Source organism: Luteitalea sp., from assembly GCF_022842525.1.
Taxonomy (GTDB): domain Bacteria; phylum Acidobacteriota; class Vicinamibacteria; order Vicinamibacterales; family Vicinamibacteraceae; genus Luteitalea.
Window position 1 is genome coordinate 58,512 of record NZ_JALHPM010000007.1, and the last position, 19,631, is coordinate 78,142.

The window sequence follows — 19,631 nt, forward strand, 5'->3', positions numbered from 1 at the left end:
CGCCGGGCCTGCGACAACATGTCGCGGGCCCGGCGCTCGCGTCGGGTCGACACTGGATCCGATGCGACCCACCCTGCTCGTCGCCCTCCTCCTGCTGCTCCCTGGAGCACACGCCGGGGCCGACACGGCAGACGCCCCGGCCCGCGAGGCCGCACGCCTGAGTGCCAGCCTGATGAGCCCGTTCTGCCCGGGCATGACGTTGTCCACCTGCCCGTCCCCGGATGCCGCCACCGTGCGTGCCGAGATCTCCGACCGCCTGCATCGCGGTGAACCGAGCGCCAGCATCATCGCCGACCTCGAGGCGCGCTTCGGCGACGTCCTCGACGGTTCGCCGCGCGCGCGCGGCACCGGATGGGTGGCCTGGCTCGGGCCGGGGGCGCTGGGCCTGGCACTGCTCGCGGCCCTGCGCAGCGCGGCCGGGTCTCGAGCGGTGGCGGCCGCCCCGGCGACCGAACCGCCCCTCGACCCGGCCTTGCTGGCGCGCCTGAACGACGAACTCGACACGCTGTGAGCGGAAGCGGCGGCGCCCGCTGGGCACGTCGGCGTCCGTTCGACCATGATGTACGCGGTCGCGAACTCCTCGACTGATCGTCCTGCATGCCCGGCACGTCCGCGCTCTCCTCGTCCGTCGTCCTGCCGTGGCTGGTGCGCCTGCGCTGGGTCTCGCTCGCCGTGATGCTGGTGGGCGCGATCGCGGCCAGCCGCTGGTGGACGGTGCGCCTGCCCTGGTCACCGCTGCTGGCCCTGCTGGCGACGATGGCGACGACCAACGTCGCCCTGACCTCGCAACTGCGCGCCACGTCCCTGCGCCGGGGGCTGCTCGGCAGCGTGCTCGTGCTGGACGTGGCCGCGCTCACGGGGTGGCTGGCGCTGGCCGGCGGCCCCATCAATCCGTTCGGCATCGTCTATCTCGTCGGCATCACGATCGCCGCCTCCACCCTCGGTCTGCGCTGGGCCTCCGGCATCGCGCTGGCCTCGACGCTGGGCTACGGCCTGACGTTCGCGCGGCACCGGCCCCTCGACTTCGCCGATCCCCTGCTGGCCGGCCGCGTGCTGAGCCTGCATCTCTTCGGCATGTGGGTGGCGCTGGCCGCAGCGGCGGCGCTGATCGCGTACTTCGTGAGTCGGATGTCGGAGGCCGTGGAGGAACGGGAGCGGGCACTGACGGAGGCCCGTGGAGCCGCGGCGCGCAGTGATCGGATGGCCGCCCTGCTGGCGCTCGGTGCCGGCGCAGCCCACGAACTGGCGACGCCCCTGAACACGATCAGCATCGTCGCGGGCGAGATCGAGCGGGTCGTCGCCGACGACCGCGCCACACCCGCCGACGCCCTGCGCGAGGTGGCCGAACACGCCGCGCTCGTGCGCGCCGAGGTGGCCCGCTGCACGCACGTGCTGGACCAGATGACGGGTCGGGCCCAGGCGCTCGACGCCGACACGGCGACGGCGACCCTGTCCGATCTGCTCGACGATCTGCGGCAGCGACTCGAGCCGAACCAGGCCGCCCGCCTCGACCTGACGACACCGATCGAACCCGTCCCCCTGACGCTGCCGGCCGAAGCGCTCCGGCAGGTGCTGCTGTCCCTGGTGCGCAACGCGTTCGATGCGTCGTCGCCGTCGCAGCACGTCTCCCTGGCGGTGACCCGGGAACCCGGTGGCCTGCGGTTCACGGTCGCCGACACCGGCAGTGGCATGCGCGACGACGTGGTGGCGCGTGCCGGGGATCCGTTCTTCACGACCAAGCCGGGCGGCGGCAACCTGGGCCTCGGGCTGTTCCTGGCCCGGACGTTTGCCGATCAGGCCGGTGGTGCGCTGGCGCTGCAGTCGCGGCCGGGCGCCGGTACCACGGTCACGCTCGACCTGCCATCCTGCTGACGTGGCCCGCACCTTTCCCACCATCCTCGTCGTCGAGGACGACGACGTGTTCCGGGGCGTCCTGGTCCGGGCCCTGACGGCGCGCGGCTATGACGTGGAAGGCGCCGCCGACGCCGCGACAGCCATCGCTCGCGCCACCGACGACAGTCCGGAGATGGCGGTGGTCGATCTGCGGCTGCCTGACGCCTCTGGCCTCGATGTCGTCCGCGAGCTCAAGCGCATCGATCCGGCCACCGCCATCGTCGTGCTGACCGGGTACGGCAGTATCGCAACGGCGCTCGAAGCGGTACGACTCGGCGCGACACACTACCTGACCAAGCCCACCGACGCGGATCGGATCCTGGCCGCGTTCGAACGCGGGCTGCTCGCGCGCCCGCGCGAGCTGGCGATCGAGACGCCCTCGCTGGCGCGGGTCGAGTGGGAGCACATGCAGCGCGTGCTGGTGGACTGCGACGGCAACGTGTCCGAGGCCGCACGTGTGCTGGGGATGCACCGACGGTCACTGCAGCGCAAGCTGGCCAAGCGCCCCTCGAACAGCTGAGCAGTGCCACGGTGCGGCCCGACAAGGTGACGGCGTCCAGTGCGGTGACGGCCGGTTCTCCGAAGAGGCCCTACCCACTCGATTCCCGACGCCCGATTCCCGGCGCTGGTCTACCATCGCGACATGCAGACGCGACGGTTCGGACGACTCGGATGGCAGGTCTCGGAAGTCGGCTACGGGATGTGGGGCATGGGCGGCTGGACGGGCAGCGACGACGCGCAGTCGCTCGCCTCGCTCGATCAGTCGATCGCGGCTGGCGTCAACGTCTTCGACACGGCGTATGCCTACGGCGACGGCCACAGCGAGCAGCTGCTGGCCCAGACGCTGCGGGCCCATGCAGGCCGCCGGCTCTACGTGGCGACGAAGGTGCCGCCGAAGAACCGCCAGTGGCCGGGCACGGCGGCCACGCCGGTCTCGGAGGTCTTCCCGTACGAGTACATCGTCGAGATGACCGAGAAGAGCCTGCAGAACCTCGGGGTCGAACGGCTCGACCTGCAGCAGCTGCACGTCTGGGACGATGCCTGGACGAGCGATGAGGGCTGGCAGCGGGCGGCCGAGGACCTGAAGGCGCAGGGCAAGATCGAGGGCTTCGGCATCAGCGTCAATCGCTGGCAGCCGGCCAACGTGCTGCAGGCGCTCGAGACTGGCAAGGTCGACGCGGTGCAGGTCGTGTACAACGTCTTCGACCAGAACCCGGAGGACGATCTCTTCCCCGCCGCGCAACGTCTCGACGTCGCCATCATCGCCCGGGTGCCCTTCGACGAAGGCAGCCTGACGGGCCGGATGACGCGCGACATGACGTTCCCGAAGCACGACTGGCGCAGTCTGTACTTCACGCCCGAGAACCTCGACGAGACCCTGGATCGCGTCGACGCCCTGCAGCAGGAGGTGCCGGCCGGGATGTCGCTGGCCGAACTCGCCCTCCGCTTCATCCTCGAGCATCCGGCGGTGTCCACCACCATCCCCGGCATGCGCAAGGCCACGCACGTGGCCGAGAACACCGCGGTGTCCGACGGCCGCCGTCTCGGAGAGGGGCTGATGGCGGCCCTGCGGCAGCATCGCTGGGAACGGACGCACGTCATTCCGTGACGCGGCCGAGCGCGCCCGCGGCCGAAGAAACGACAAAAGCGGCCAGGATGTTGTCCGGGAGGAACAACATGCTGGCCGCCCGTGGATGCCCGCGAGGGGACGCGCACGTCCACGTCGAGATGGATCTCAGCGCGCGCGCATCGATCGGCGCAGTCGCGCCGACAGTCCGAGCAAGCCCACGCCAATCATGATCGCGATACCGGGTTCGGGAATGGACGACGTACCGGCGACCGGCAGGGCCTCGTAGGCCACCTGTGGCTCTGCGGGCAGTTTCTCGAAGACCGGGATGCTCAGCAGGCGCGTCGTCAGTTGCTCGTCGTCTGGCCCCTGGGGACCGGCCGGCCGGATCGGATCTTCGAAGAAGCGGATCGGGGTGACTGGCCGACGCACGTTGGCAAAGTCACCTCCGTAGGCGGAAAAAGCCGCGAAGTCCAGCGGAGTCCAGTCGAACGCCTCGAACGGCGAGGACGAGGGCGAGTAGGCGAAGCCTCTGGGCGCCTGTCCGGTGCCGAAGCCAATCGTGTCAGCCATGGCGGTGGCGCCGGTGGCCAGCGTGAGGAAAGCGGCGAGAAACGCGTATCGAAGCATGAGTACCCCGGACGGGTCCCTGACAGAACCGTCATTCGACGCACAGAACCGTGATCGTCGAACGAGGCTTCTTCCGACGATCTGCCCGGAAATACGGGGCAGCGAGTCGGTGTCGGACGCGTCCTGCCTGATCGCTAAGCAAGTTTCAGTCCCGACCGTCACGCCGGCACGGGGGCCTGACGGTCGGGGCGGGACTCCGGCGGCGGCTCGGGCGGGTGTGCTACGCTTTGGGTTTGTCCGTAGTGGAAGGAGTCATGCAATGAAGCCAGCGATTCACCCTGAGTACCACGAGGTCGAGGCCCGGTGCGCCTGCGGCGCCACGTGGAAGGCGCACTCCACGAAGAAGGAACTGCACCTCGAAATCTGCAGCAACTGCCACCCGTTCTTCACGGGTCGTCAGAAGCTGGTGGACACCGAGGGGCGCGTGGAGCGTTTCACCCGCAAGTTCGGCGCGACGACGGTTGCCGCGCGCAAGGCCGCCGCGGAGAAGGCCAAGAAGGGCACGCCCGCGTAAGCAGGCGTCCATGCTGTCCGCATCGCGGTCCGCGTACCGCACTGCCGCGAAGGCGGGGCAGCTCCTTCAATCGTTCCACAACGGCGCCACCGGCGTGGCTCGCGCGAGTTTGCGTTCGAGCCGGGTCAGTCGCCGGGTGAAGTCCTCCCGCTCTCCCCGCCCAATCGCCTGCGCGGCTCCGGCTTCGGCATGCCGTCGCGCTTCCTCCAGCTGACCGCCCCGATGTTCGTGGTGGATCGCGAGCGCTTCGCGTGCTTCGCGCAGCACCTGTGGACGTCCCCCCAGCTGCAGCACCTGCTGCCAGGCCTCGGCGGCCTCGGCGAAGCGGCGCTGCCGCCTCAGCAACCGCGCCAGTGATCGCGCCGCCGCGCGTCGCAGGTCGCGCGTCTGCCAGTGATCGGCGGCCGCGGCCCTGAAGCAGGCAATGGCCGGGTCGATCCAGCCGCCCCGCTCATACAGGGCCCCGAGCCCGAACGCCGTCGCTCCGCTCGGCGGGGTGTCGCGCCCGTCCCGGACCAGTTGCTGCGCATGGGCCGTGAGTGCGGCCAGCGACAGCAGGTCGAGGCGGTTGTGCATCAGCACGGGCTCGAGCACCGCGGCGGACCCGCCGCGGACGAACTGGAAGAATCGCGCCGGGATCTCGAAGCCGCCCACATCCCCGACACGCCCCACACCGAGCACGGACTCCTCGAGGTGCGTGAGCTTGCACGACCGGTCGCCCTCCTCGGACATGCGCCACAGGCGACGCGCAGCGTGCAGCATGTCGAGGTGCGGCACGTCGCACACGACCTGCGGCACGCGCTGCATCTCGCCGCGCAGTTCCATCACCGGGACGTCGAAGGTGCGGCCGTTGTACGTCACCAGCACGGCATCGTCGCCGAGGTAGGCATTGAGGGCGTGCAGCAGGGCGCGCTCGGCGGCGAACGACGGCAGGAGGAACTGCGTCGTGCGAAAGCCTGCCGGGGTCCACTCCCCCACCCCGGCCAGGAAGGCCAGCATCCCGGCGCCGCCACTGAGGCCCGTCGTCTCGAGGTCGAAGTAGACCAGTCGCGTCGGCGCGGCTCCCAGGCGAGGCTGTCGGGGCCGCAGTTCACGGCCGGCGAGCAGATCCAGGGTGTCGTCCAGGCAGACGGTGCCGCACGCCTCGACGCGCAGGCGCCCGTGATGGTGGTCAGGTTCGTACAGGTGCTCGACGACCACGCAGGGACCGTGGGCGGTGGTGTCGAGACGTGCCCCGGGCAGATCGCCGATGCCCCCGTCGGGGCGTGCCAGCCGGGGATCGAGCGGCAGGCCCTCCTCGTCGACCGGGGCATACGTGAGTTCACGCACACCTCCGGGCGCCGGCGTCTCGACACGAGCGTCGGTCGGCGACGGACTGGCACCGGTGCCACGAGCGATGTCGCGCAGCCGCGACAGGGAGGAGGAAGCCATCAGGCGCTAGAACGGCACCTCGTCGCCCGTGCTGCCGGAGGCGGCCTGCAGGCGCGCGAGCAGGTCCAGGGCCACGCGCTTGGCGCGCGGGCCGATGTCCCCCATCGGGCCGACGCACGAGGGACAGCCGACCTCGCAGGGACAGCTCTCGATGAGCTGACGCGTCTGCGTGAGCAGCGCGTCGTGCATGCGGAAGAGCGGGGCGCTGAAGCCGATGCCGCCCGGGTAGTTGTCGTACAGGAAGACGTGCGCGTCGGCGTCGCCGGTCGCCGGCGCCGGGGGACGACCACCGACGGCCGCTTCCCCGGTCCCGGTGTCGATCGAGACGCCGAGGTCGCGACGATCGCACATCAGCAGCAACTGGGCGATGGAGCGCATCGCGTGCGCCATGCCGCTCACGCCGTCGCGCCGATCGTCGGGAGCCCACGGCACCTCGAGGAGCACCGCGCGCGGCACCGTCAGCCAGTACGACGTCGTGTGCATCTGCTGCTCGGGCAGGTCGAGGTCGCCGGAGCCGACGTTCTCGTTGGTGTAGAACCGGATCTTCTTGAAGCCGACCACCCGCGACACCACGTGCACGTCCCCGTGCGAGCGGGCCGACCGATTGGGCAGCGGCACGAGCGTGCCGTCGACGCTGGTGTCGCCATCGTCGGTGGCCCTCAGCCCGACCTCGCCGAGACTCGTCTCGGCCTCCTCGAGCACGTTCACCTTGGTGTAGGTGATGGCATCGGTGTAGTAGTCGCACTCGACGCTGCGCACGTAGGCCTTCCGGCCCTCGATGTCCAGCCGCTCGACCTGGAACAGCGCGCCCTCGAGGATGTAGATGGCCTTCTCGTGCAGGGTCGACAGCGCGCTCGTGTAGTCCGTCTCGCCGATCACCCGCGACCCCTCCGTGGTGTCGACGATGACGAAGTTGTCCGACGTGATGGCGCGCAGGCTGATGGCGTCTGCCGGGTAGGACTCGTGCGTCCAGTTCCACTGACCGTCCGCCGCGTGGACGAAGCCCTCCTCGCCGAGGACCTGCAGCACCTCCTCGGTGCTGACCGGCGTGCGGCCGAACCGCTCGCCGTCCTGGAACGGCAGCTCGAACGCGGCGCACTTGACGTGGCTGAGCAGCACGTGCAGGTTCTCGGGATTGATCAGGGCATGCTCGGGTGAGGCATCGAAGAAGTACGTGGGATGCCGCACGATGAACTGATCGAGCGGCGCACTCGAGGCGACGAGCACGGCGGCTGACCGGCCCGACCGACGACCAGCGCGCCCTGCGCGCTGCCAGGTGGAGGCGATGGTGCCCGGATAGCCGGCCATCACGCACACGTCGAGGGCCCCGATGTCGATGCCGAGCTCGAGGGCATTGGTCGAGACCACGGCGCGCACGTCGCCTTCGCGAAGCCCACGCTCGATCTCGCGCCGCCGGAGCGGCAGATACCCGCCGCGATACCCACGCACGGCGTCGGTGGCCCCGGGTGGTCCCTGGAAGGCATCCTTCAGGTAGGTCGTGAGAATCTCGGTGGCCAGTCGGCTCTGCGCAAAGACGATCAGCTGCAGGTTGCGTCGCAGGAACTCCAGCGCCACGCGGCGCGCTTCCGACAGATACGACCGCCGGATGCCGAGCGCCTGGTTCACGACCGGCGGATTGAGCAGCACGAAGAACTTCTCGCCGCGCGGCGCACCACTCTCGGCCACCAGCGAGAAGGGCTGCTCGGTGAGCTGCTCGGCCAGCGCCTGCGGGTTGGCGATGGTGGCCGACGTGCAGATGAAGGTCGGATCGGACCCGTAGTGCCGACAGATGCGCTGCAGCCGTCGCAGCACATTGGCGAGATGGCTGCCGAACACGCCGCGATACGCGTGCAGTTCGTCGATGACGATGTAGCGGAGATTCTCGAAGAGGCGGGCCCACCGCGGATGGTGCGGCAGCACGCCGGCGTGCAGCATGTCCGGGTTGCTGAGCACCACGTTGGCCCGGGCCCGGATGGCCCGACGCGCGTCGGCGGGCGTGTCGCCGTCGTACGTGAACACCCCGATCTCGCGCTGGGCGGCCGCGCCGACGATCTGGGCCAGCCCCTGCAGTTCCGCGAGCTGATCCTGGGCGAGCGCCTTGGTCGGGAACAGGTAGAGCGCGCGCGCGCCCGGCTCGCGCAACACCGTGCTCAGGACGGCGCCGTTGTAGCAGAGCGTCTTGCCCGAGGCCGTGGGAGTGACGACCACCACATGCCGCCCGGCCAGCGCGTGCGTCATGGCCTCGGCCTGGTGCGAGTAGGGCTGCTCGATCCCCCGCGCCGTCAGGGCCTCGACGAGTCGCGCCTCGACGTCGGCCGGCCACGGCGCATGGCGTGCCGCCTGGGCCGGGATGTGCCGGACCGCGGTGACCACCTTGTCGCCGCTGACCTCGACATGCGTCCCCGGGGCGCCGTCGCCGCCCGGCAGCGTCGCGGCGGTCCGCGAGTCAGGGGCCAGGTGGCCGAGGGCGTCCTGCAACGCCTGATCCTTGTTCCCGGAAAGGCGAGCCACCGTCCCTGACATCGTCCGTCGATGCTACGCCGTGGGCCTGGGGCGATCAAGAGACGAAACGTCCGCCTGGCCATCGCCGGAGCCGATGCCGGCCAAACGTTAAAGTTGTTAAGGATGTTATGCGGTCGTGCTAGCATCCAGCCCTTCACGCTGACTCGACCGTGACGTCCCGTCTGGTACTCCTGTTGTGGTTCGGGCTGTTCTGTGGCCTCGCCGTCGCCTTTTCGTGGCCGCTGCCGCTCCATCTCGCGACGCACCTGACCGGGGCGCCCTCGGGAGACACCGGCGTGTATGTCTGGAACCTCTGGGTGTTCCGGCACGAAGTCCTGCACCAGCAGATGCCGCTCCAGACGGGCACCGTCCTGTCGCTCTCCCCGCGCGTCGACCTGACCCTGCACAACTACACGCTGTTCATGGACATCCTGGCGTATCCGCTCATCGGACCGCTGGGACTGGTGCGCGCCTTCAACGTCGTCTACCTCGCGATGATGGCGTTGACGGCCTGGTGCACGGCGCGCCTGGCCTGGGCGCTCTGTGGGCGCCACTGGGAGTCCTGGCTCGCGGGGGTGGCGTTCGCCTTCTCGCCAGTCCTCATGGCGAGGAGCACGGCGCATTTCTCGCTCGTGGCCGCCGCCCCGCTGTCCGTGCTGCTGCTGATCATGGTCAAGGCCGAGGGCAAGGGACGCGCCCGTGATGCCGTCGCTGCCGGCGCCACGCTGGCCTGGGCCGCGTTCTGCGACATCTACTACGCGGTCTACGGCGTCCTGCTGATCGGCGCCTGGATCCTCGCCTCCGTCGTGTCGGTGTCGCGTGCCGATCGGCTCGAAGGGTCCTCCGCCTTTGCCCGCCGCGTCACACGGGGCCTGGTCATCGTCGCCGCCACGTTCGTCGCCGCCATCGCCCTTCAGGGCGGTCTCGTCCAGGTGGCCGGCCTCCGCATCAGCATGCGATCGCTCTACACGCCCATGCTGGTGCTGACGCTGCTCGTCGTCCTCCATGCGCTGGTCGTGTGGACGCCGAAGATCGAGTGGCGCTACCGGTTCGCGCCGTGGCATGCGTGGTTCGCGGCGGTGATGGTCGTGACGGCGGCGACGCTGCTGTCGCCGGTGCTGATGACGTATGGCCAGCGCCTGCTCCAGGGCCGGATGGCGGGCCCGGCGATCTACTGGCGCAGCAGTCCTCCGGGCGTGGACCTGCTGGCCTTCGTCATGCCCAACCCGACGTCGCCGTGGTTCGGGGGGCCGTTCAAGGCGTGGATCGAGGCGCAACGCGTCGACGGCTTCGCCGAACTCACCGGCGCCCTGCCGCTGGTGGCGCTGGCGGTGATCGGCGTCGCGTGGGTGTGGGCCGGCTGGCGTCCGGCCCGACGCCGCTGGCTGTGGATGCCGGCCGTCTTCGCGATGCTGGCGCTCGGGCCGTTCGTCCATGTCGCCGGCATCAACACCCACATTCCCGGCCCGTGGGCCCTGCTGCGCTACGTGCCGATCGTCGGCCTGGCGCGATCGCCGTCGCGCTTCGTCGTCCTGGTCGCCCTCGGGGTGGCCCTGCTCTTCGCCATGGCCCTGGTGGCGATCGGCCAGCGCTGGCCGCATCGACGCCGGCTCGTGCTGGGCGTGCTCACCGCGGTGCTGCTGGTGGAACTCGCGCCGGTGCCACGGACGCTGTACGACGCCAGGACCCCCCAGGTGTTCCACCGGATCGCGGCCGACCCGCGCGAGGACGTGCGGGTGTTGTCGCTGCCCTTCGGCGTGCGCGACGGGACCTCCTCGCTCGGAGACTTCAACCCGCTCACGCAGTATCAGCAGACGACCCACGGCAAGCGTCTGGTCGGCGGCTATCTGTCGCGGGTGACGCGCGAGCAGAAGCAGTCGATGCTGCGGTTTCCCGTGCTCGACTCCCTGATGACCCTCAGCGCACCGGGGCCGGCCACCTCGCTCACCGAGCACCAGCGTCGACGCGCCTTCGCCTCGCGTGATCGCTTCATGCTGGCGGCCAACCTGGCCTACGTGGTGACCGACGACCGCCGCACCTCGCCGGCGCTGCGCGCGTATGCCATCGAGCTGTTCCGGCTCGAGGCGCTCGAATCCGGCGAGGGGTACACGCTGTACGCCCCCCACCCTGACGCCGACGCCATCCAGCAGGCGTTCATGGCGCCGCCTCTCACGCCGCTGCCGGAGTCGTCGTCGCGAGGGGGGCAGGCGGCGCGGCGCGCGCCCTGAGGTAGGCTCGGGCCATGGCGTTCCTGAACTATCACCACCTGCGCTACTTCTGGGCGGCCGTGAAGGAGGGCGGCGTCACGCGGGCCTCACGCAAGCTGAATGTCACGCAGCCGACCGTGAGCAGCCAGATTCGCGAACTCGAGGACGCCCTCGACCAGCCGCTGATCGACCGCGACTCGCAGCCGCTGGTCCTGACCGAAGCCGGGCAGATCTGCTACCGCTACGCCGAGAAGATCTTCGAACTCGGTCGCGATCTGGTCGACGAGTTGAACGGCCACCCTGCCGGCAAGCCCTTCGACCTCTCGGTCGGGCTCGTCAACAGCGTGCCGAAGCTGCTCGCCCATCGCCTCCTCCAGCCGGCCCTCGGCCTGCCCGAGTTGCGGCGCGTGCGCTGCTTCGAGGATCGACGAGAGGCCCTCATCGAGGAGCTCGTCAGCCACCATCTCGATCTGGTCATCACCGACGCGCCACAGCCGCCGATGCGCAAGCAGAAGGTCTACAACCACCTGCTGGGGGAATCCACGGTGCTGCTGTTCGCCACGGAGCGACTGTCGGCGATGTACCGACGTGGATTCCCGACCTCGCTGCACGGCGCGCCGATGCTCGTGCCCACGCAGAACACGTCGCTGCGGCGGTCGCTCGACGCCTGGTGCCGGCGCAAGGGCATCACGCCGACCATCGTCGGGGAGTTCGAGGATCCGGCCCTGATGAAGGTGTTCGGCGAGGCCGGCTCCGGCATCTTCCCGGCGCTCGCGGCCGTCGAGGCCGACGTGCGCCGCATGTGCGACGTGCGCGTGCTCGGCTCGCTCGACGACGTGGTCGAGCGCTTCTACGCCATCTCCGCCGAACGGCGGGTGCGGCATCCCGGCGTGGCCGCCATCGCCGACGGTGCCAGGTACCGCCTCCTCAGCTGACGACCGTCCACGCCCATAGGCAGAGCCTTCGGCCGACGGTTGGCTTTATCGATTGGACAGCGGCCGACGCCCCACCTACCGTCGAGGAACCGGTCAGGCCGCATCGCGCCTGTGCGGCGCCAGCCCTGGCCGTCCGGCAACCCGAGGAGCGCGTGCATGCAGATCAAGTTGGCCCTCGTCGCTGCGTGGTGCGCGGCGGCCCTGGCGCCCGGTGCGGTGAGCGCGCAACCCGTGCGGGAGGCCTTCACTCGCGCGAACCCGTCGGTGGTGCTGATCCGGACGACGGCCCGGACGCCAGCCGCCGCGCCGGCAACCGATGGCACGACAAGCCAGACCGATGGCGTCGGGTCGGGCGTGCTCGTCTCCGCCGACGGCAAGGTGGTCACGGCCGCGCATGTCGTGAAGACCGACGCCACCATCGAGGTGAGCTTCCTCGACGGCGTGCCGATCGAAGCCACCGTGGTGTGGATGGCCCCGTCGGCCGACCTCGCCCTGCTGCAACTCGTGCGGGTGCCGGCCAATGCCGTCGTGGCCAGGTTCGGGGATTCGGACCGACTCGAGACCGGGGACCAGGTCTTCACGATCGGCGCACCCCATGGGGCGACCCACTCGCTGGCGGTCGGCTGGATCAGCGCCCGGCGGCAACCCTCCCAGGTCTACGAGGACGCCACCGCCCTCGAGATGCTGCAGACGGATCTCAACGTCTTCGGTGGCAACTCGGGCGGTCCGCTCTTCGATCTGGGCGGCGACGTGGTGGGGATCGTGACCCACGTCCTGAGTCAGGGCGGGGCCGGCGGAGGCCCGAGTTTCTCGGTCGCCGGCAACGTCGTCAAGCGCCTGTTGCTCGACGAACGACGGACCTGGTTCGGCGTGGAGAGCTACCTGCTGCAGGGGGCGCTGGCCGAGGCCCTCAACCTGCCGCAACCCTCGGGCCTGCTCGTGCAGGCGGTGTCTCCGGGATCGCTCGCGGCCCGGCTCGGCCTGCGCGGCGGATCACTGCCGGCGACCGTCCTCGACGCGCCCGTGCTGCTCGGCGGCGACGTGCTGATCGAGGTGATGGGCGTGCCGGTCGAGGCGTCCCCATCCTTCATGAGCGGCTTCCTTGCCGCGCTCGACAAGGTGCGGCCCGGCGACACCGTGGCGGTCCGGGTGTGGCGCGGCGGACGCGTGGTGCCGCTGAGCGCCACGGCGACCGCGCCCTGAACGGCTACCGCGGCGCGTCCACGGCCTGACCGCGCGCGACCCGCGCGACAAACCCCGAGAGGCCGATGACGCCAACCAGGTTGGGGAAGATCTGCAGCGCGTTCATCAGGTCGCCCCAGGCCCACACGACCTCGACACGACTCATGGCGCCGAACGGGATGAGCAGGCAGTAGATCCAGCGGTACCAGTGCGCGACCGGACGCCCCAGCAGGTACTCGAAGAACTGCTCGCCGTAGAACGCCCAGCCAATCAGCGTGGTGTAGCCGAACAGGAAGGCGCAGAGCGCGACGACGTAGCCACCCACGCCGGGCATCGCGGCATCGAAGGCCGAGGCCACGGCCGCCGAACTCGTGAGCCCCGACTGCCAGGCGCCGGTCAGCAGGATCGTCATCGCGCTGATCGTCGAGGTGACGAACGAGACGATGGCGACTTCCATCACGGCTTGCAGTCCCTGCTGTTCGGGGTGGCGGCTGCGCGCGGTGCCATAGGCGACCGATGCCGTGCCGTAGCCGGCTTCGTTGGCATACATGCCGCGGGCGAGCCCATAGCGCATCGCGACGACCATCCCGAGGGCCCCGCCCGCCGTGGCTCGCAGCGAGAACGCCTCGCGGAACACGAGGGACAGGACGGACGGGATGTTGCCGGCGAACACCGCGATGACGATGAGGCCTCCTCCGAGGTACAGCGCGACCTTCAGCGGCGCCAGTTTCTCGGCGGCCTTGCCGATGGACCCGATGCCGCCGACGATCACCAGCCAGACCAGCACGGCGATGGCGATACCCGACACCCAGGTCGGCAGTCCGAGCTGGCTGTTGAGGACGATGGCGATGGAGTTGGGCTGGGTGAAGGGCGTGGTCGTGATGGCCGCCACACCGGCGATGAGCGCGTAGGTCGACGCCAGCCAGGGCAGCTTGAGGCCGTCGCGCAGCGCGTACATCGGCCCGGATCGGATCGTGGTGCCGCTGGCCTCGCGCCACGTCACGCCGAGGACCGCCTCGGTGAACTTGATGGTGGTCGCCACGAACCCGTAGGCCCAGATCCAGAACAGCGCGCCGGGCCCGCCAGAGACGATGGCGGTGGCGACTCCGGCGATGTTGCCCGTGCCGATGGTGCCCGACAGGGCGGTCATGAACGCCTGGAACGGCGACAGCGCCCCGGCGGTGCCACTCTCGACGCTCGAGAGCATCGCGCGGAAGGCTTCACCGAACCGACGCACCTGCACGACGCGATAGCGGATGGTCAGGAACAGACCCGTGCCGAACAGCAGCACGAGCAGCCACGGGACGAACAGCGCATCGGCCGCCCGCTGGACGAGATCGGCGAGGGTGGTGAGCATGTCCCTAGATGTTGCTGCGCGACTGGCAGCCGTCGACCGTCAGGCAGGCACCGCTGATCCAGCTCGCCCGGGGTGAGGCGAGGAAGGCCACGACGTCGCCGACTTCATCGGCGCGACCGAAGCGGCCGAACGGCAGCTCGCGTGCGACGAACTGCGCGATGCCCTCGGGGTCGGACTGCTGCCGCTGGTGCCACGACCCGCCCTCGAACAGGATCGACCCGGGGGCGATCGAGTTGACGCGGATGCCCGAGGGGGCGAGCTGCTGCGCGAGGGCCTTGCCGAGGCTGATCTCGGCGGCCTTCACCGCGTTGTAGGTCATCCGGCCGCCGGACTCGCGGCCCCAGATGGAGGCGATGAGCAGGATGACGCCGCCGCCGCGCTGCTGCATGAGCGGCACCACCTGGCGCGAGGCACGGATGGCGGGAAACAGCGTCTGATCGAAGGCCTGCTGCCAGACGTCGTCTGGCGTGTCCATCAGCCCGCCGCCCTTGCCGAGGCCGACGTTGTTGACGAGCACGTCCACGCCACCGAATCGGCTCGCGGTCTGCGCGACCAGTCGCTCGACGTCTTCGGCCCGCGACACATCGGCCTGCGCCGCCAGCACGTCGTCCGGACGCCCACTGGCGGTGACGAGCGCGGCGGCGGCCTGCTCGAGCGTCGCCGCCGTGCGACCGCAGATGGCGACGCGGGCCCCCTCGGCGAGCAGGGCGCGTGCCGCGGCGAGCCCCAGCCCCTTGCTGCCGCCGGTGATGATGGCGACCTTCCCAGTCAGCCCGAGATCCATGTCAGCGCGGTCCCCCGTCGGTGAGGTCGTTGAGACGCCAGTCGTAGGCCGAGTAGGCCAGCGTGAACGTGTTGCGACGCAGGCCGCGGGCCTCGGTCGGCAGCACGTGCGGCAACACCATGTGCAGCACCGCGAGTTCGATCGGGCTGCGCTTCGCGAAGATCTCCGCATCGCCGGACCAGGCCCTGGTGAACTCGGCCTGGCGCCAGCCGAAGATCGGCGAGATCTCGATGCGGTCGGCGGCCGGGTCGTAGCGGAAGCACTCGTTGCGCGACACGCATTCGGCCGCGACCGAGGCGAGCTGCTGCTCGAGCCGCGCCGCCGTGAACGCCTCGCTGCGCAGGCGTCCGCCGCCGAGCGAGCCGCGCCCGAGGGCGAAGTACATCCGCGGGTCGTCGAAGGTCGGCAACACCTGCTTCTCGATGTCCTCGAGCGACAGCAGTCGACCGCCGATGCGATGCCGCTTCGCCACGTAGGCGCCCGGCACGTGCTGGATGCTGTCGGAGGGGTACTGTGCCGACGCCCCCTTGATCGGGTAGGCGTTGATCACGGTCCTGAGGACGGTGGCGTTGTAGGCGTTGAGCCAGAAGGCGGCCTGCTCCGGGCGCGACCAGGCCTCGAACGCCGCGGCGGGGACGTCGAGGTTGCTGACGTAGCGGTCGAGGCGAGCCCGCTCGGCACGGAGGGCCCGGTAGTAGACGAGGCCCTCCCGCACGTACGTGTCGAGGATGACGTCCAGCCCGGCGTGCATGCCGACATCGGCCGGCGAGACGGTCTGCGCAACGGCTGGCTGCCAGGCGCGCGGCAGCAAGAGCAGCCCGAGCGCGATCAGCAGCGCGGCGGGACCTGTGGCACGAAGAAACATGGCGCGGGTCACTGTATCACTCGTCAGGAAGTGCGAACGTATCCGTGAGCCACGACGCCAGCGCGGCCGTGAAGGCGGCCGGTTGCTCGACGTTGGCGAGGTGCCCGGCGCCGGGGATCGTGACCAGGCGCGCGCCGGCGATGCCCTCGGCGATCACGCGCGAGAGATCCGGCGGGGTGAGCGTGTCCTCCGCCCCCACCACCACGAGCGTCGGGCACGTGATGGTGGCCAGGGTCGCTCGGCTGTCGGGCCGGGTCCGCAGCGCCTCGAGCGCGTCGGCGACCCCGGCCGGATCCGCTTCACAGGCCCACGCACGGACCTGCACCGCGACGTGGGGATCGGTGACGTGGGTCGTGGCCCCGAGGAGGCCCGGCAGCATCGCCTCGATGACCGCGGCCGTGCCGTCGCGCGCGGCCGTGCCCTGCATGGCCACGCGGCGGGCACGCGCCTCGTCCGAGTCGGCGTCGGCTCGCGTGTCGGCCAGCACGAGCCCACGGATCGCCGACGGTCGCTGTCGCCAGCACTCGAACGCCACGTAGCCGCCCATCGACAGCCCGGCCAGCACGACGGGCCCGATCGCGAGAGCGTCGATGAGTGCGAGCACGTCACGCGCATGGTCCTGCACGTGGCGCGCCGGTGCCGCGCCGCGCGGTGATCGGCCGAGGCCGCGCAGGTCTGGCGCGATGCCGCGCCACCCCTCGGGAAGCGTCGTCAGTTGCGGCGCCCACATGCGGGCGTTCAGGGGGAAGGCGTGCAGGAACACGAGCGGGAGCCCGCCACCCGCGTCGGTCACCGACAGGCGTGTGGTCCCGAGCGTGACGTCGTGCGTGGTCATGCCGACATTATGGAACCGGGCCCGTCCCTGTATCATCGACGCGTGAGCCGGCACGTCTGGGCGATCTGCCTCGTGGCCTGGCTCGGAGTGGCGCTCTGGCAGGCCAATCCGGTTCGTGTGGGCGACGGGCACGAGCACGTGGCCGTGGCGCTCGGTCTGGCCAGAGGCGACGGCCCCTCGTTCGCGCTCGACCAGATCCCGTCTCTCGAAGCCGAACTCCGGGCCCTGGGTCCTTCCTTTGCCAACGCCTCTCTCTCGCATCCCGACCTGGTCGGTCGCGACGGGCGGCAGGACGTACCGCATTTCTGGCTGTATCCGCTGCTGGCGGCCCCGGCGGTCAAGGTCGCCCTGCTGCTCGGGGTGTCGCCGCTGTGGGGCTTCGTCGCGCTGCACGCCGCGCTGCTGGCCGGCCTCGCCGCGCTCATCCTCTCGCGCCCCGCGCCTGTCTGGACGTCCCTCCTGCTGCTGAGCCCGCTGGTGTGGTGGCTCGACAAACCCTCGACCGACGTGCTGCTGGTGGCCTGCCTCGCCGGCGCGATGCTGCTGTGGACGACGCGGCCCGCGGTCTCGATGGTGCTGCTGGGCATCGGCGCGAGCCAGAACCCCGGACTCGTCCTGGTGGCCGCCCTCTTCGCGGCCTGGGGTTCGATCGAGCGCGTCGCCCGGCTGATGTGTCGCCGCTGGCAGACCGGCGTGCTCCTGGCCGCCCTGCTGATCGCCCTGCCCTCGGCGTACTACCTCTGGCGCCTCGGCATCCCGTCGCCGCTGACGGCCTCCACGGTGACCCGCTGGCCCGGGCTACCGGATGCGCTGTTCCCCTTCACGGACGTCTCGGTGGGGCTCATCTTCCGCTACCCGCCATTCGTGCTCGCCGTCCTCGTGGCGGCCATCTGGATGGCCTGGCGCGAACTCTGGCGCCTGCGCGAACCGTTCATCGCCACGACGATGCTCGCCGCGCTCGCCCTGCTCTGGGCGGTGGGGCAACCGGTCAGCCAGAACCACGGCGGCAGCCCGGACCTCAGCCGCTATGCGCTGTGGCTGATGCCCCTGGCCCTGCCACTGCTGCAACTGGCCGGGACCAGTACGAGCCCGGTCATGCACCGCGCCGGTCTCGCCCTCGCGCTGCTCTCGGCCGGCTGGACCCTGGTGGCCTTCCCGCCATCGCGACCGGAAGGCCATCTGCAGGCGACGCCGTTCGCCGCGTGGCTGTGGACGCGCCATCCGATGTGGAACGATCCCCGCCCCGAGGTGTTCGCGGAGCGGGTGTCCCACGCCGAACCGGCGGTCGTGCCCTCGGCCACGCCGGGCTGCGAGAAAGTGTTGCTGTACGAGGGTCTGTGGCCGGCCCACTGCCTGCCGCAGGGCACGCCCCCGGACGCCTGCCTCGATTCGCAACGGTTCTGTTACGCGAATCGGACGGCGACGGGGGCCGGCTACCTGTTCATGGTGGAACCGCTGCGTCCCGGCTTCCCGGTGGTGCAGGCCGAGAAGTCGTGGGCACGCGCCACGCCGGCGGTCGCGACGATGCGGCAGCTGGTGCGCGGGCTCGAGTTCGGCGAGCCCGAGCACGCACTGGTGGCGTTGCGCGGCCTGTGGAACGCCGCGTGGATCCAGGAGTGGAGCGGCCCGACGCGCTCGGTGTTCTACGTGCGCAACACCCGCCCGGACGCCCGCATCGGTGTGCGCGTCCGGCAGAAGGTGCTGGCGCGGGTCATCGACCTCAATCGCGCCGTGGAGATCGCGACCTACCCGATTGAACCGGGCACGCGGCATCCGGAGTCGATTCCGCTGCCCGATGCCGCGCCGGACCTCGCGATCACGTTCGAGCCGCGCTGACGCGGCCCGTCGCCCCCGCCGCGACGACTACTGCGAGCCCGCGGCCGGGTAAGACGCGCCGGCGGCGATCCAGCGCCGCAGCGTGTCGATCTGCTTCTCGGTGAGCGGGTCCTTGTCGAGCGGCATCTGGTCCTCGCCGTCGAGGCCCAGCACCCGCCGCAGGACCAGGCTGTTCTCCGGGTCACCCGGCTTGAGCAGCGCCCCGCTCTTGCCGCCCTTCTGCAGGGCCTCCACCGAGTCCATGCGCAGACGCGCCTTGACCTTGTCGGGGCCGTGACATTCCACACACGTGCGCTTGAAGATGGGCATCACGTCCCGGGTGAAGTCGACGGCCTCCGCGGCCTGCGCTTCCGCCAGCACAGCAGCCGGGGAGGGGACCAGGCCATGCGGGGCCGTCTTCGCCGCCGGTACCGGGGCGACCGTCGAGGCCGGCGCGGGCGCCGCCTCGCGCGTCGGGACGGCGGCCAGTGGCGTGAGGGCGGCCGAGAGGACCGGCGCCGGGCCCGTCACGGGCGCCGAAGCGGGCGCCGGGGCGGCCGCGCGCGTCTCGACCGGTTCGGCCCGCTGATTCCACGGCAAGACGCCGGTGAGGTAGTCCTCACCATAGACGAGGCCACCTCCCAGGTGTCCCGTCGCCCCCACCACGGCACTCGTGGCCAGGACGAGGCCCACGTACACCGCCACTGTCCGGACCCGACGCGCACGGCGGGCCATCTGCCCGACGCCCAGTGCGGCCGCCGCTGCTCCCAACGAAATCCAGCCCATCACCTGATGCCTTTCCACAGCCTGCGCTGCCTCGCCGACCACGGCCTGGTGCCCGGCATTCACCGTGCCCAGGCACACCGCGGCCAGGGCCCCAATCACACCGAATGCCAGACAGTATGTCCCAGCTTCGGACGGGACCGTCCGGCGCCGCGCCACGTGCAGCATCTCGATCACCGCCGCCATCGTCAGCAACGCGATCGGGAAGTGGACGACCATCGGGTGGAGTCGGCCCAACAACACCCAGCCCCACCAGGGACGCGGGCGGGCGGCGGGCGGCGCGGCGGTCTCGGCCTGCCGCGGGCGGGCCCGCCCCAGGACGACCGGCGAC

17 protein-coding genes are annotated in these 19,631 nt (G+C 70.7%); 9 read left to right on the forward strand and 8 right to left on the reverse strand.

What is annotated here, in order from left to right:
• Positions 1 to 61: 61 nt before the first annotated feature.
• From Q0C41_RS02915 to Q0C41_RS02930, 4 genes are all read left to right on the forward strand, one after another.
• A complete protein-coding gene (locus Q0C41_RS02915; protein ID WP_291980949.1) occupies positions 62 to 511 on the forward strand; it encodes a cytochrome c-type biogenesis protein CcmH in 450 nt (149 codons plus the stop codon).
• An 86-nt stretch (positions 512 to 597) separates the two neighbouring features.
• Complete coding sequence (locus tag Q0C41_RS02920; protein ID WP_291980950.1) at positions 598 to 1,872, forward strand: ATP-binding protein; 1,275 nt, start codon at positions 598 to 600, stop codon at positions 1,870 to 1,872.
• A 1-nt stretch (position 1,873) separates the two neighbouring features.
• Positions 1,874 to 2,413 carry a response regulator gene (locus Q0C41_RS02925; RefSeq protein WP_291980951.1) on the forward strand — a complete coding sequence of 180 codons (540 nt, stop codon included), beginning with the start codon at positions 1,874 to 1,876 and terminating at the stop codon, positions 2,411 to 2,413.
• 123 nt (positions 2,414 to 2,536) lie between these two features.
• Positions 2,537 to 3,502 (forward strand): aldo/keto reductase, encoded by a 966-nt coding sequence (locus Q0C41_RS02930; protein ID WP_291980952.1) that lies wholly within the window; start codon positions 2,537 to 2,539, stop codon positions 3,500 to 3,502.
• A 126-nt stretch (positions 3,503 to 3,628) separates the two neighbouring features.
• Here Q0C41_RS02930 and Q0C41_RS02935 read toward each other — a convergent pair whose 3' ends face one another.
• Positions 3,629 to 4,090, reverse strand: coding sequence for a PEP-CTERM sorting domain-containing protein (locus Q0C41_RS02935; protein WP_291980953.1), 462 nt, complete (start codon positions 4,088 to 4,090; stop codon positions 3,629 to 3,631).
• A 259-nt stretch (positions 4,091 to 4,349) separates the two neighbouring features.
• Between Q0C41_RS02935 and rpmE the strand changes: the two genes are divergently transcribed.
• Complete coding sequence (gene rpmE, locus Q0C41_RS02940; RefSeq protein WP_291980954.1) at positions 4,350 to 4,604, forward strand: 50S ribosomal protein L31; 255 nt, start codon at positions 4,350 to 4,352, stop codon at positions 4,602 to 4,604.
• A gap of 66 nt (positions 4,605 to 4,670) precedes the next feature.
• Here the strand turns inward: rpmE and Q0C41_RS02945 are convergent, their stop codons facing one another.
• A complete protein-coding gene (locus tag Q0C41_RS02945) occupies positions 4,671 to 6,035 on the reverse strand; it encodes a ribonuclease H-like domain-containing protein (RefSeq protein ID WP_291980955.1) in 1,365 nt (454 codons plus the stop codon).
• A gap of 6 nt (positions 6,036 to 6,041) precedes the next feature.
• Positions 6,042 to 8,546: a DEAD/DEAH box helicase gene (locus Q0C41_RS02950; RefSeq protein WP_291980956.1), complete on the reverse strand. Its 2,505-nt coding sequence runs from the start codon at positions 8,544 to 8,546 to the stop codon at positions 6,042 to 6,044.
• 161 nt (positions 8,547 to 8,707) lie between these two features.
• Between Q0C41_RS02950 and Q0C41_RS02955 the strand changes: the two genes are divergently transcribed.
• The 3 genes from Q0C41_RS02955 to Q0C41_RS02965 all read left to right on the forward strand — a co-directional run bounded on the left by Q0C41_RS02955 (position 8,708) and on the right by Q0C41_RS02965 (position 12,882).
• A complete protein-coding gene (locus tag Q0C41_RS02955) occupies positions 8,708 to 10,765 on the forward strand; it encodes a hypothetical protein (RefSeq protein ID WP_291980957.1) in 2,058 nt (685 codons plus the stop codon).
• A 14-nt stretch (positions 10,766 to 10,779) separates the two neighbouring features.
• Entirely contained in the window at positions 10,780 to 11,679 is a 900-nt protein-coding gene (nhaR, locus tag Q0C41_RS02960) for a transcriptional activator NhaR (protein WP_291980958.1), read from the forward strand.
• A gap of 156 nt (positions 11,680 to 11,835) precedes the next feature.
• A complete protein-coding gene (locus tag Q0C41_RS02965; protein ID WP_291980959.1) occupies positions 11,836 to 12,882 on the forward strand; it encodes a trypsin-like peptidase domain-containing protein in 1,047 nt (348 codons plus the stop codon).
• 4 nt (positions 12,883 to 12,886) lie between these two features.
• Here the strand turns inward: Q0C41_RS02965 and Q0C41_RS02970 are convergent, their stop codons facing one another.
• From Q0C41_RS02970 to Q0C41_RS02985, 4 genes are read right to left on the reverse strand one after another with little or no spacing between them, the layout of a single operon-like run.
• The gene (locus tag Q0C41_RS02970; RefSeq protein WP_291980960.1) at positions 12,887 to 14,218 is read right to left on the reverse strand and encodes a sodium:alanine symporter family protein; all 1,332 of its coding nucleotides are present in this window, start codon (positions 14,216 to 14,218) and stop codon (positions 12,887 to 12,889) included.
• A gap of 4 nt (positions 14,219 to 14,222) precedes the next feature.
• Positions 14,223 to 15,002 carry an SDR family oxidoreductase gene (locus Q0C41_RS02975; protein ID WP_291980961.1) on the reverse strand — a complete coding sequence of 260 codons (780 nt, stop codon included), beginning with the start codon at positions 15,000 to 15,002 and terminating at the stop codon, positions 14,223 to 14,225.
• A 1-nt stretch (position 15,003) separates the two neighbouring features.
• A complete protein-coding gene (locus Q0C41_RS02980) occupies positions 15,004 to 15,867 on the reverse strand; it encodes a DUF547 domain-containing protein (protein WP_291980962.1) in 864 nt (287 codons plus the stop codon).
• Between the two features lie 16 nt (positions 15,868 to 15,883).
• Positions 15,884 to 16,702 (reverse strand): alpha/beta fold hydrolase, encoded by an 819-nt coding sequence (locus tag Q0C41_RS02985; RefSeq protein WP_291980963.1) that lies wholly within the window; start codon positions 16,700 to 16,702, stop codon positions 15,884 to 15,886.
• A gap of 42 nt (positions 16,703 to 16,744) precedes the next feature.
• Here Q0C41_RS02985 and Q0C41_RS02990 point away from each other — a divergent pair, with 42 nt between their 5' ends.
• Positions 16,745 to 18,538, forward strand: a complete 1,794-nt coding sequence (locus Q0C41_RS02990) for a hypothetical protein (protein ID WP_291980964.1) — start codon at positions 16,745 to 16,747, stop codon at positions 18,536 to 18,538.
• 27 nt (positions 18,539 to 18,565) lie between these two features.
• On the opposite strand, the gene Q0C41_RS02995 is transcribed toward Q0C41_RS02990, so the two are convergent.
• On the reverse strand, positions 18,566 to 19,631 hold a 1,066-nt coding region (locus Q0C41_RS02995; RefSeq protein WP_291980965.1), incomplete at its 5' end, for a DUF2231 domain-containing protein.

Coding starts and splice junctions, on each gene's coding strand:
- Q0C41_RS02915 (WP_291980949.1), top strand. CDS start 62: ATGCGACCCACCCTGCTCGTCGCCCTCCTCCTGCTGCTCCCTGGAGCA.
- Q0C41_RS02920 (WP_291980950.1), top strand. CDS start 598: ATGCCCGGCACGTCCGCGCTCTCCTCGTCCGTCGTCCTGCCGTGGCTG.
- Q0C41_RS02930 (WP_291980952.1), top strand. CDS start 2,537: ATGCAGACGCGACGGTTCGGACGACTCGGATGGCAGGTCTCGGAAGTC.
- Q0C41_RS02935 (WP_291980953.1), bottom strand. CDS start 4,090: ATGCTTCGATACGCGTTTCTCGCCGCTTTCCTCACGCTGGCCACCGGC.
- rpmE (WP_291980954.1), top strand. CDS start 4,350: ATGAAGCCAGCGATTCACCCTGAGTACCACGAGGTCGAGGCCCGGTGC.
- Q0C41_RS02945 (WP_291980955.1), bottom strand. CDS start 6,035: ATGGCTTCCTCCTCCCTGTCGCGGCTGCGCGACATCGCTCGTGGCACC.
- nhaR (WP_291980958.1), top strand. CDS start 10,780: ATGGCGTTCCTGAACTATCACCACCTGCGCTACTTCTGGGCGGCCGTG.
- Q0C41_RS02965 (WP_291980959.1), top strand. CDS start 11,836: ATGCAGATCAAGTTGGCCCTCGTCGCTGCGTGGTGCGCGGCGGCCCTG.
- Q0C41_RS02970 (WP_291980960.1), bottom strand. CDS start 14,218: ATGCTCACCACCCTCGCCGATCTCGTCCAGCGGGCGGCCGATGCGCTG.
- Q0C41_RS02975 (WP_291980961.1), bottom strand. CDS start 15,002: ATGGATCTCGGGCTGACTGGGAAGGTCGCCATCATCACCGGCGGCAGC.
- Q0C41_RS02980 (WP_291980962.1), bottom strand. CDS start 15,867: ATGTTTCTTCGTGCCACAGGTCCCGCCGCGCTGCTGATCGCGCTCGGG.
- Q0C41_RS02985 (WP_291980963.1), bottom strand. CDS start 16,702: ATGACCACGCACGACGTCACGCTCGGGACCACACGCCTGTCGGTGACC.